Genomic DNA, 11,843 nt, shown 5'->3' with positions numbered 1-11,843 from the left:
GGGCCCCCGGGGGGCGGGCGGCCCCCCGGCCCCTCGCCCGTTGCCGTACGAAGGCCCCTCGGCCGTACCGGGGGCGTACGGTCAGCCGTCGAGGACGGCGTACGGTCAGCCGCCCGCCTTCTCCGTCCAGGCGCGGCTGCGCAGCGGCAGCCGGGAGGAGCCGCCTTCCACCGGGCGCACCGCGAGGATCTGGTTGACGCCGATCTTGTTGTGCTCGAAGGAGAGGGCGGAGGCGGCCATGTAGAGCCGCCAGACCCTGGCCCGGCCCGGGGAGGTGGCGCGTACCGCCTGGTCCCAGTGGCGCTCCAGGTTGGCCACCCAGCGGCGCAGGGTCAGCGCGTAGTGCTCGCGGATGGCCTCCACGTCCCGGGCCTCGAACCCGGCCTCCTCCAGGATGGCCAGGGTGCGGCCGAGGGGGGCGAGTTCGCCGTCGGGGAAGACGTAGGAGTCGATGAACTCGTCGATCCGGTAGGCGTCCTCGTCCTTCTCCGGGCGGCGGGCGATCTGGTGGTTCAGCAGGCGTCCGCCGGGCTTGAGGAGGGCGTAGAGGTCGTCGGCGTACTCGCGGTAGCGGACCGAGCCGACGTGTTCGGCCATCCCGATCGAGGAGATCGCGTCGTACGGTCCGTCGCGGACGTCCCGGTAGTCCTGGACCCGGATCTCGATCCGGTCGGTCAGCCCCTCCTCGGCGATGCGCTTGCGGGCGTGGGTGGCCTGTTCCTGGGAGAGGGTGATGCCGGTGACCTGCGCCCCGTACTCGCGGGCCGCGTGGATGGCCATCGAGCCCCAGCCGCAGCCGACGTCCAGGAGGCGGTCGCCCTCCTTGAGGGCGAGCTTGCGGCAGACCAGGTCGAGCTTGTCGCGCTGGGCGTCCTCCAGGGTCCCGCCGTCCTGCCAGTAGGCGCAGGAGTAGACCATGGACGGGCCGAGGACCAGGGCGTAGAAGTCGTTGCCCACGTCGTAGTGGTGGCTGATGGCCTCCTTGTCGCGCCGCTTGGTGTGCAGCGGCCCGGTGCGGCGGCGGACCTCCTCGGCGGGCGGGGCGGGCGGCGGCCAGGGGCCGGCCAGCTGGAGGAGGCCGCGGGCGAAGGCCCGGACGGCGGGGTCGCGGACCGGGTGGACGGCGTCCTTGGCGTCGGCGCCCCGGTCCCACAGGAGCCCGGCCAGCCGGTCCAGGACCTCGTACAGGTCGCCCTCGACGTCGATCTCCCCGGCCACCCAGGCGCGGGCCAGGCCCAGCTCGCCCGGCTTCCACAGAAGCCTGCGCAGGGCGCGGCGGTGGCGGATCACGAGGACGGGGGCGCCGGGCGGACCCGATTCGCTGCCGTCCCAGGCCCGGATGCGGACCGGTAGGGGTTCCGAGAGCAACTCTTCGGCAAGAGCGGTCAGCCGCGATGCGGCGCGTGCCATGGCGCACACCTCCGTGGTGGTGTTTCCCCGACAAACACAAAAAAGACCAACGCGTACATACATGCCCATAGCCCCGCCGTCACGCGTTCCCGTGCCACGGCGAGGTACATCTGCGTCAACTCTCCCCCTACGCTGCGTCATCCCGCTAGTGGGCAACGAAATGGCAAAGGGCGTACGCACCGCCCGCCGCGGGCGGAAAAGCGGGGCCGCGAGGGCGGGAGCGGGTCCGCCGGGCCGTGATCCGTACCGGCCGCGGATACGCCGAAGGGGCCGTCCGCACCACGGATGGCGGACGGCCCCTTCGGGCGTCGTACGGGAGCGCTCGCGTGGAGCGCGCCCTTCAGGCGGGCGTCAGGAGGCCTTGGCCTTCTCGCCCTCGGGCTTGGCGGCGACGGCGGGAGCCGGGGCCGGCTTGGCGGCCTCGTAGAACTCCTCGCGCGGCGTCTCCATGGCGCCGAGCGAGACGACCTCGCGCTTGAGGAACATCGCGAGCGTCCAGTCGGCGAAGATCCGGATCTTACGGTTCCAGGTCGGCATCGCCATGCCGTGGTAGCCACGGTGCATGTACCAGGCGAGACGGCCCTTGAGCTTGATCTTCACCTTGCCCATGACGATCATCGCGACGCCCTTGTGCAGGCCGAGACCGGCGACCGCACCCTTGTTGGCGTGGCTGTACTCCTTCTGCGGGAAGCCCCGCATGCCGGAGATCACGTTGTCGCCGAGGACCTTCGCCTGGCGCAGCGCGTGCTGGGCGTTGGGCGGGCACCAGGCGTTCGGGTTGCCGGCGCGGCGGCCGATCATGTCCGGCACCTGGGCGTTGTCGCCCGCGGCCCAGATGTAGTCGGTGCCCTGCACCTGGAGCTTCTCGGAGGTGTCCACGTGGCCGCGGGGGCCGAGCGGCAGACCGAAGCGGGCGAGCGCCGGGTTCGGCTTCACACCGGCGGTCCACACGATGGTGCTGGAGTCGACCTCCAGGCCGTTCTTGAGCACCACGTGGCCGTCGACGCAGGAGTCCATGGAGGTGGAGAGGTAGATCTCCACCCCGCGGCTCTCCAGGTGCTCCTTGCCGTAGGCGCCCAGCTTCGGGCCGACCTCGGGAAGGATCTTGTCAGCGGCGTCGACCAGGATGAAGCGCATGTCCTCGCGCTTCACGTTGGTGTAGTACTTCGCCGCGTCGCGGGCCATGTCCTCGACCTCGCCGATGGTCTCCGCGCCGGCGAAGCCGCCGCCCACGAAGACGAACGTCAGCGCCTTGCGGCGGACGTCCTCATCGGTCGTGGAGTCAGCCTTGTCCAGCTGCTCCAGGACGTGGTTGCGCAGGCCGATGGCCTCCTCGATGCCCTTCATGCCGATGCCCTGCTCGGCGAGGCCGGGGATCGGGAAGGTACGGGAGACCGCGCCCATCGCGATGACCAGGTAGTCGAAGGGCAGCTCGTAGGCCTCGCCGACGAGCGGCGCGACCGTGGCGACCTTGCGGTCCTGGTCGATGGTCGTGACACGACCGGTGAGAACCTCAGCCTTGGGCAGCACGCGTCGCAGCGGGACGACGACATGCCGAGGCGAGATGCTGCCTGCGGCAGCTTCGGGGAGGAAGGGCTGGTACGTCATGTACGACCGCGGGTCGACGACCGTGACGGTCGCCTCTCCGTATCGCATCTTCTTCAGAATGCGACGAGCTGCGTACAGGCCTACGTACCCACCGCCTACAACGAGGATCCTGGGACGCTCCGTGGTGCTCATGCCATCGAGTATCCACCTCGCCCCAGGGGGGTGCTCGTGAGCCCCTTCACAAGGATTCACCCACCCTCTGCTACACTTCGCCGCCCACGTGACCCAGGTCATGACCCCGCAAGGGAACCGCAACGCCCCCGGAAACGTTCCTGACCGCCTGTGAGCTGGCCCTTGGCCCTCCAGGAGCGCCGTATCGGCACCCCTCTTCACGCAGACGCAACGCCCCCGGAACGCGCCCGTACGCTTTCCGCAGGACCCCGCATATGGCCCGGACGGCCCTTGCGGGCCAGAACTGCGCCCGACAAGGCCCAATTCCTTGTGAAGAAGTTCACGAACTTCCGCGCGGCGTACCGCCGTGGACCCCCTCCCAGGGGTCTTTCCCCAGCTCAAAGGTGCGGTCAGGAACACTTCCGAGCGGCCTCCCGAGCGGCCCATCGGGGGCCCGGGACGGCTCAAAGGTGCAGGTGACGCTGCGGTTGAGCGGGCGGTGGGGCGACCGGAGCGTCACGGGCCGCCTCGCCGAAAACCACCGCCTGTTCAGCGCTGAGCAACCCCGCTCAGCCCCGCTCAGCGCTGCTCAGCCCCGCTCAGCCCCGCTCAGCGCTGCTTGGGCAGGGTGACCTTGCCGGCCTTCGTGGTGAACAGGGCGCCGCCCGCGCTGAAGGAGACGTACAGGACGTAGCGGCCCCCGGGGAGGTGCGAGACGTCGACACCCTCGCGGCCCGGCGTACTGAAGTACCCCCAGTCGTAGTTGCCGAAGTCCTCGTCATTGCGGTGGCTGCGCGCGGCCGTGGCGTTCTTCTTCGTCTCCAGGGGGAAGGAGAAGCACTCGTTGCGCCCCTTGAGGACGAGGTAGTAGGAGCCGTGGCTGATCTTGTCGGCGTTCCGGCCCGGCTGGAAGAGGACGCCCTCCGCATGGACCTTCCGGTCCCGCGACCACGACTTCGCCAGCGCGTACACCAGGCCGCCGGAGTCGTCGCCGATGATGTCCCGCTTCAGGATCCGGAGGCTCTTCTTGCCGCCCCGGACCAGGATCTCCGAGTCACCGAGGCACTGGCGCCGGTCGATCGCGGCGCGGGACACCAGCTGGGTCCGCCGTTCGATGCCTTCGTCCTCGCTGCCGACGGCCACGGAGACGGTGTAGTTGCCGCGCGGGAGCGAGGCGAGGGAGAAGTCCTCCTGGAGCTTGAAGCCGCCCGTGGCGTACTCGGCGAAGTACCCGTCCCAGTAGTCGCGGTAGAGGCGTATCTCCTTGGTCGACTCCAGCGGGAAGACCACGGCCCCGCCACCGGGCCCGCCGGCCTTCTCCAGGACGAGGCGCTTGGTCTCCTCCTTGACACCCTCGCGCGAGACGCCGGGCAGGAAGGCGTGGCCGTTCATCTCCAGCCTCCCGTTCACGAAGAGGGCACGGGTGAGGACGGCCAGCACGGTGTCGGTGCCCCGGAGCTCCGCCAGGAAGTCGGCCGCCTCCTCCGGGTCCGCCGCCTCGGGGCCGATCCGCAGGTCGCTGCCCCAGCGGGGTGCGGCGCCCTCGGTGAGGCAGTGGATGATGCCCCAGATCGACGGCAGGGCCTGCCGGACCACCTCGTCGTGGCGCCGTACGGTGGGCGATTCGACAAAGAGGAAGTTGAAGTTCTCGTACTTCTTCAGCGCGGGCAGATAATGCTCGACCTCCGCCTCGTACTGGTAGTCACCGGGGGACGAGATCACGTATATGTTGCGGTCGAAGTCCGTCTCCTCGGAGAGGACCTCCGGCATGACGGCGTCCATGATCGCCACGTTCTCGTCGGACTGTCCCTCGCCGAGCACCGCATCGCCGAGCTGGCCGTGGCCCTTGGAGTAACTGCCGAGGAAATACTGCGGGGTCGACGCGATGATGTTCTTGTAGTCGTACTTGACTCCGTAGTAGAGCGCCGCGCTCGCGCCCTTCGAGGCGCCGAGAAGCGTGACCTCGTCCCGGCTGACCCGCAGCCGCTCCACGTAGCTCTGGATGAGGGCCTGGATCGAGTCCGAGACGCTGAAGTCCATGTTCCGGGCGACGTAATAGGACGCCGCGTCGTCGAAATGGTCGCGTATTCGCAGAATGTTGCACTGGACCTGATCCAGCATCGTGCCGAAGCCGTACTTGCTGCCCACCGACGAGAAGACCACGAGCAGATGCCGGTGATCACCACGGGCCGGACGGAACTGAAACTCCACCGGCCATTTCCCGTGCACCTCCACCTGTTCCGTGAAAACGCGTTCCTTCGTCGAGGCGTAGTTCGGCGAGAGCGGAGGCAGTGAATCGTTCACGTGGGTTTGCACACTTTCCGGCTAGGAGTCATCCGTACGTCAACACAGGAGACTACGGCCTTCACCGGAACCGGACCGCGTGCTGCCGGGAAAATCCCCAGCCCTCCTCGGCCGCCGGCCGGGAGGGAGCCGCAGGCCGGCGCCGTACCCCGAGGGGCGGCGCCGGCCTGCGCGAGAAAAGCCTCACTCGGCGTCGTGCGCCGCCTTGTAGGCGATGCCGTCCAGGATGTCGTGCTCGCTGACGACGACCTCGTTCGCGCCCGTCCGCTCCATCACGGCGAGCAGGACGAGGGCGCCCGCGGCGATCACGTCGACGCGGCCCGGGTGCATCACGGGGATCGCGGCGCGCTCCTCGTGGGTCGACCGGAGGAGGTGCTCGGTGATCGCGCGGACCTGGCCGCGGGAGACCCGGGAGTGGTGGATGGCCTCGGAGTCGTACTCCTCCAGCTCCAGCGCGATCCCGGCGATCGTGGTGACGGTGCCCGCCAGCCCGACGAGCGTGCCCGCCTCCGTGAGCGGGACGGTCTCGGCGGCCAGGTCCAGGGCGGCGTCGATGTCCGCGCGGATCGCGGCGGCCCGCTCGTGGGTGGGCGGGTCCACCACGGCCCCGTCCACGACCAGGTGACGCTCGGTCATCCGTACGCAGCCGACGTCCACGGAACGGGCCGCGCTCACCTGGTCCGAGCCGAGCACGAACTCGGTGGAGCCGCCGCCGATGTCGACGACCAGGTACGGCTTCGCCAGGTGGTCGCCGCCGGTCAGCTCCTTGGTGGCCCCGGCGAAGGAGAGCTGCGCCTCCTGGTCGCCGGTGATCACCTCGGGCTCGACGCCGAGGATGTCCCGGACCCCCGACACGAACTCCTCGCTGTTCTCGGCGTCGCGGGAGGCCGAGGTGGCCACGAAGCTGATGCGCTCGGCGCCCAGCTCCTCGATCACCGCGGCGTACTCGCGGCAGGCCGCGAACGTGCGCTCCAGCGCATCGGGGGCGAGCCGGCCGGTCCTGTCGACGCCCTGGCCGAGGCGGACGATCGTCATCCGCCGGTCCAGCTCGGTGAAGGCGCCGGTGGCGGGGTCCGCGTCGGCGACGAGGAGCCGGATGGAGTTCGTACCGCAGTCGACGGCGGCGACCCTGGTCATGTGTCCTGCCCTTCGGCGTTCTCGGTGCACGGCGTGACGCACGGGCCCTTGGCCCACCACTCGGGCAGCGTCGCGATGGCCTCGTCGCCCAGCGGGTTCACCCCGGGTCCGGCGGCCAGCGAGTGGCCGACCAGGACGTGCAGGCACTTCACCCGGTCCGGCATGCCGCCCGCGCTCGGGAAGCCCTCCAGGACCTCGATGGCGTCGCGGCGGGCGATGTAGTCCTCGTGCGCGGCCCGGTAGGCGGCGGCCAGCTCCGGGTCGGTCTCCAGACGGGCCGTCATCTCCTTCATGACCCCGTTCGCCTCCAGCGTGCCGATCGCCGAGGCCGCCCGGGGGCAGGTCAGGTAGTACGTCGTCGGGAACGGCGTGCCGTCCTCCAGACGGGGCTGGGTCTCCACCACGTCCGGGTTGCCGCACGGGCAGCGGTGCGCGATGGCGCGCAGGCCGCGCGGCGGGCGGCCGAGCTGCTGCTCGAACGCGGCGATGTCCGCGTCGGTGGGCTTGGTGGACTCGGTCTGCGGAGGGGGCGTTTCCATGCCTGCCTTGGTTCTGCTCGGAAGCTCGTCGGGAGTTCGTCGGAGGGGGTCGGGGAGGATCTGAGGGGTTCCGGGGACTGAGGGGTTCCCGGGGGCTGAGGGGGTCGGAGGGGCGGGAGTGCGGACGTCAGTCGCGGTCGGCGTTGTCCACACCGTCCCAGAGGTTCGCGTGCCAGGGGCGGTGGCTCGCCCCCGGCTCCCCGCGGCGGTCGCGCGCCGCGTCGGGGTCGGCCACGGTGTAGCCGGTCTCGCCGGGGAGGACGTAATGGAGGTGCTGGCGGGCCAGACGCATGATGTACGCGTCGTCCTGGAGCCGCGCCTTCTCGTCCCGCAGCTCCTCGGTGCGGCGCTCCGCCCGCTGCGAGAGCCGCTCCTGCTCGGCGATCTCGTCGCGCTGGGAGACGTACTGACGCATCGGGTAGGCGAGCGCGACCACCAGGGAGCAGACCACCAGCGCCAGGAAGGCGGCCCGGCCGGTGAGCCGGGAGCGGCGGGCCTGGCGGCGGTTCTGGGAGCGGTACACGCGGGCGGCGGTCTGCTCGCCGAGCAGTCGCAGCCTGGTCGCGGTGGAGAACCGGTCGCGGTCCTTCCCGGCCATGTCTCCCGCCTCCCCGTTACGCACGTCCGTCCCCGCACACGGTACGGGACCGAGTGCGGGGACGGACGGAGGCTATGCCTTCGGCCCTGGGCGGAACCGCCGGGACCGACCCACGAGCACGGGACCGACCCACGAGCACGGGACCGACCCGCGAGCACGGGGTCGGCCCACGAGCACGGGGTCGGCCCGTGACGGGAGGTCAGCCCTGGGCGATCGGCCCCGAGGTGATCAGCCCTTGAAGCGCGGGAAGGCGGAGCGGCCCGCGTACACCGCGGCGTCGTCGAGGATCTCCTCGATGCGCAGCAGCTGGTTGTACTTGGCGACGCGGTCCGAGCGGGCCGGGGCGCCGGTCTTGATCTGGCCGCAGTTCACGGCGACGGCGAGGTCGGCGATGGTGACGTCCTCGGTCTCGCCCGAGCGGTGCGACATCATGCACTTGAAGCCGTTGCGCTGGGCCAGCTCGACGGCGTCCAGGGTCTCGGTCAGCGAACCGATCTGGTTGACCTTGACGAGCAGGGCGTTGGCGGAGCCCTCCTCGATGCCGCGGGCCAGGCGCTCCGGGTTGGTGACGAAGAGGTCGTCGCCGACGATCTGGACCTTGGCGCCGATGCGGTCGGTGATGACCTTCCAGCCGGCCCAGTCGTCCTCGTACAGCGGGTCCTCGATGGAGACCAGCGGGTACGCGGAGACGAGCTCCTCGTAGTACTCGGTCATCTCGGCGGCCGAGCGGGACTTGCCCTCGAACTCGTAGACGCCGTCCTTGTAGAACTCGGACGCGGCGACGTCGAGCGCGAGCGCGATGTCGCGGCCCGGGACGTAGCCGGCCTCCGTGATGGCCTCGACGATGAGGTCCAGGGCGGCGCGGTTGGACTCCAGGTTCGGGGCGAAGCCGCCCTCGTCGCCGAGTCCGGTGGACAGGCCCTTGGTCTTGAGGACCTTCTTCAGCGTGTGGTAGACCTCCGCGCCCCAGCGCAGGGCCTCGGAGAAGGACTCCGCGCCCACGGGTGCGATCATGAACTCCTGGATGTCCACGTTGGAGTCGGCGTGCGAGCCGCCGTTCAGGATGTTCATCATCGGAACGGGCAGCAGGTGCGCGTTCGGGCCGCCGAGGTAGCGGAAGAGCGGCAGGTCGGACGCCTCGGAGGCGGCGTGGGCGACGGCCAGCGAGACGCCGAGGATGGCGTTCGCGCCGAGCGAGGCCTTGTTCTCGGTGGCGTCCAGGTCGAACATCGCCTGGTCGATGAGGCGCTGCTCGGTGGCGTCGTACCCGACGAGCTCCGGGCCGATCTGCTCGATGACGGCGAGGACGGCCTTCTCGACGCCCTTGCCCTGGTAGCGGTTGGGGTCACCGTCGCGAAGCTCAACGGCCTCGAACGCGCCGGTGGAGGCGCCGGACGGTACGGCAGCACGGCCCGTGCTGCCGTCGTCGAGGCCAACCTCGACCTCGACCGTGGGGTTACCCCGGGAGTCGAGGATTTCCCTGGCTACGACGACGTCGATGGACGGCACGAGGCATCTCCTTCTGGGATATGACGCTGATGGTGCAGGGTCACTGTGGCCTTGCGACACGAGCCTAACCGGCCCGGCCGCGTCAGTCGGCCGACCGCCCGTCTCCTGGGACGAAAAAGGACCCAAGAGCCCGCATCACGGGACGAATCTCTAGAAATCTACTGGCCGGTAACAAGTGATGGCGCCACGTTGCCGACAAGAGGTGAACGAAAGACCCCGGCCCGGCGCGCACGGGGGGAGAGCGCGCCGGGCCGGGGAGCCGTGCGAGGGAGGGTGCCGCCGGACCCCCTCCCTCCGGGGAGGAGAGGCCCTCCGGGAAGGAGGGACGGCTGTTACTTCAGGTGGAGCTGCTGACCCGGGAAGATCAGGTCCGCGTCCTTGACGATGTCGTCGTTGAGCTTGAAGAGCTTGCTCCAGCCGCCCTTGACGCCTTCCTTCTGAGCGATCTTGCTCAGGGTGTCGCCGGGCTTGACCTTGTACTCGCCGTCGCCCTTCTGGACCTTCTCACCGGTCGGGGTGGTGACGGTCTTCTTGGAGCTCTCGGCCTTGGGGGCGGCCGGGGCGGTGCGCTGCTCGCTGCGCGTGGTGGGCTGCTCGGCCTTGCGCTCGGGCTGCGCCTGCTGGGGCTTGCTCTGCGACTGGCCGGAGCCGGTGTTCACGCCCGGGTCCACACCGTCGTTGGTGAGGCCGCCCGCGCCGGCGCAGGCCCAGGCACCCGGGCCCTGCATGGCGAGGAGCTTCTCGGCGGTGGCGATCTGCTGGTCCTTGGAGGCCAGGTCGGCACGGGAGGCGTACTGCGTACCGCCGGCGGCGGCCCAGCTCGACTGCGAGAACTGCAGCCCGCCGTAGTAGCCGTTGCCGGTGTTGATGGACCAGTTGCCGCCGGACTCGCACTGGGCGACGGCGTCCCAGGTGGCGACGGAGGCGGCGGAAGCGTTGGTCGCGCCCATCAGCGGGACGGCGACGGCGGCACCGGTGATACCCGCCAGGGTGGCGAAACGGACGGTCTTCGAGGGGCGGCGGTGCTTGCCCTTGCTGTTCAGCAGCATGGAACGGATCTCCTCACCGACGCCTACGAGGTGAGCTGTCGGGTTCGGGCTGATGAGTTGCCCGGTCGCGCGGCCTTGCGCACGACTTCACCCCAAGCCGGTCCCGTACGTCCCCGTCCTTCGAAGGGGCCGTGCGGACCCGGCGGCCTACCTGGGTCCCCCGCTCCTGCCTACGGCGCTTTACGCGTCTGTTCCCTTCGACCGACGGCAGGATTCGGCGTGACGGTCGACGGGGCCCGCGGTGCGAGCGGTTCCGACCGTAAACACAGGCAACCTCGACATTCAAAGACGGACATACTGGGCCAATTGGCGCTTACTTGCTCACCCTGACGGATCGTTTTTGCAGGTCGGAGGGGATCTGCGCCGACCAGGCGGACGCGACACGCCAGTTGCAGCAAAGAGACCCATGTCTCACTTACACATAAGTGGACATAGGCCTCTGAACTACCCGCGATTTCGGGGTGTTTTCCCGAATTGGATCAGTTGGCGGCAGGCTCCTCGGCGCCCTGCCCGGCACCCTCCTGGTCGGCCTGCTCCAGCCCCAGATCCAGGCTCTGTCCGGGCAGGATCAGGTCCGGGTCGGGCCCCAGGAGGTCCTTGTTGGCCTCGTACAGGCCGGTCCAGCCCTGGGGAAGTTCCTGTGCGTCAGCAATCGCCCAGAGGCTGTCCCCGGGCTGCACGGTGTAGCCGCCGTCGACGACCGCGCCGCCGTCCCGCGCGTCGCCCTCGCCCCGCGAGGCGTGCCGGCCGGACTCACGGGGGCCGTTCTCCTGGCCCACCGCTCCGGCCTCCTCCGGCGCCGGAGCGCCCCGGTGCTTGCCTCCGGTGCGGTCGGCGCCCTGCGAGGCGCCGGGGGCGGTCGTGGAGGGCTGCGAGGCGTCAGGGGCGCCGGGAGTGCCGGTCTTTCCGGCGGTGGGCGGTGCGGACGGCCGGGGCGAGGAGTCGGGCGTGTCGCCGCCGCCCTTGCCACCCGTGCCGGCCTCGCCGGACCTACCGGCCTCGCCGCCCTTGTCCGCGTTGCTTCCCTTACCCGCCTTGTCGGTCGAGCCCGCCTTGCCGGAACCTTCCGCTTCACCCGTTTCATCCGCTTCGTCCGCCGGGGCGGTCGTCGGGTCCTGGGTGGGGTCGGCGGAGGGGGTCGTGCCGGGGTCGACGCCGGGCAGGCCGCCGTCCACCGCGAGGCCCGAGATGACGGCGCAGCTCGGCCACGCCTGCGGGCCCTTGTCGCCCAGGACCTTCTCGGCGACGGCTATCTGCTGCGAACGGCTGGCGAGGTCGGCCCGCTCCGCGTAGGCGGTGCCGCCATACGCCGACCAGGTCTCCTGCGAGAACTGGAGCCCGCCGTAGTAGCCGTTGCCGAGGTCGGCGCTCCACATGCCGCCGCTCTCGCACTCCGCGACCCGGTCCCAGGTGGTGGCGTCGGCCGCGTGTGCGCCTGCCGCGCCGAGGAGCGGAATGGCGATGGCCGATCCGGTCACGCCTGCGGCGACGACGATGGCGGGTGCCTGACGAGGGCGGCGGTGTCTGCCGTTCGCGGAGCCCATGGGGTTTGCCTTCCGTGCGACTGACAAGCAGGAA

The 11,843-nt window shown here is 70.3% G+C and carries 9 protein-coding genes and 1 riboswitch; all 9 genes read right to left on the bottom strand.

What is annotated here, in order from left to right; genetic code table 11:
* Positions 1–105: 105 nt before the first annotated feature.
* Positions 106–1,410 carry a cyclopropane-fatty-acyl-phospholipid synthase family protein gene (locus AB0917_RS03830; RefSeq protein WP_366817836.1) on the bottom strand — a complete coding sequence of 435 codons (1,305 nt, stop codon included), beginning with the start codon at positions 1,408–1,410 and terminating at the stop codon, positions 106–108.
* A 351-nt stretch (positions 1,411–1,761) separates the two neighbouring features.
* Positions 1,762–3,150, bottom strand: coding sequence for an NAD(P)/FAD-dependent oxidoreductase (locus tag AB0917_RS03825; RefSeq protein WP_366817835.1), 1,389 nt, complete (start codon positions 3,148–3,150; stop codon positions 1,762–1,764).
* Positions 3,151–3,738: 588 nt separating this feature from the next.
* Positions 3,739–5,433 carry a hypothetical protein gene (locus AB0917_RS03820; protein ID WP_366817834.1) on the bottom strand — a complete coding sequence of 565 codons (1,695 nt, stop codon included), beginning with the start codon at positions 5,431–5,433 and terminating at the stop codon, positions 3,739–3,741.
* Positions 5,434–5,616: 183 nt separating this feature from the next.
* The gene (locus AB0917_RS03815) at positions 5,617–6,570 is read right to left on the bottom strand and encodes a Ppx/GppA phosphatase family protein (RefSeq protein WP_366817833.1); all 954 of its coding nucleotides are present in this window, start codon (positions 6,568–6,570) and stop codon (positions 5,617–5,619) included.
* Positions 6,567–7,109: a DUF501 domain-containing protein gene (locus AB0917_RS03810; protein ID WP_366817832.1), complete on the bottom strand. Its 543-nt coding sequence runs from the start codon at positions 7,107–7,109 to the stop codon at positions 6,567–6,569. The genes AB0917_RS03815 and AB0917_RS03810 overlap by 4 nt, the downstream gene beginning before the upstream one ends.
* 127 nt (positions 7,110–7,236) lie before the next feature.
* A complete protein-coding gene (locus AB0917_RS03805) occupies positions 7,237–7,707 on the bottom strand; it encodes a septum formation initiator family protein (RefSeq protein WP_366817831.1) in 471 nt (156 codons plus the stop codon).
* A 228-nt stretch (positions 7,708–7,935) separates the two neighbouring features.
* Positions 7,936–9,216: a phosphopyruvate hydratase gene (gene eno / locus AB0917_RS03800; RefSeq protein WP_366817830.1), complete on the bottom strand. Its 1,281-nt coding sequence runs from the start codon at positions 9,214–9,216 to the stop codon at positions 7,936–7,938.
* 332 nt (positions 9,217–9,548) lie between these two features.
* The gene (locus AB0917_RS03795) at positions 9,549–10,265 is read right to left on the bottom strand and encodes a transglycosylase family protein (protein WP_366817829.1); all 717 of its coding nucleotides are present in this window, start codon (positions 10,263–10,265) and stop codon (positions 9,549–9,551) included.
* A 5-nt stretch (positions 10,266–10,270) separates the two neighbouring features.
* Positions 10,271–10,453, bottom strand: a riboswitch (cyclic di-AMP (ydaO/yuaA leader).
* A gap of 291 nt (positions 10,454–10,744) precedes the next feature.
* Positions 10,745–11,809 carry a transglycosylase family protein gene (locus AB0917_RS03790; RefSeq protein ID WP_366817828.1) on the bottom strand — a complete coding sequence of 355 codons (1,065 nt, stop codon included), beginning with the start codon at positions 11,807–11,809 and terminating at the stop codon, positions 10,745–10,747.
* Positions 11,810–11,843: the final 34 nt, after the last annotated feature.

It is taken from the genome of Streptomyces sp. NPDC007346, assembly GCF_040703535.1.
Taxonomy (GTDB): domain Bacteria; phylum Actinomycetota; class Actinomycetes; order Streptomycetales; family Streptomycetaceae; genus Streptomyces.
The sequence above is the reverse complement of the archived record's forward strand: the minus strand, read 5'-3'. Positions and strand labels throughout refer to the sequence as shown.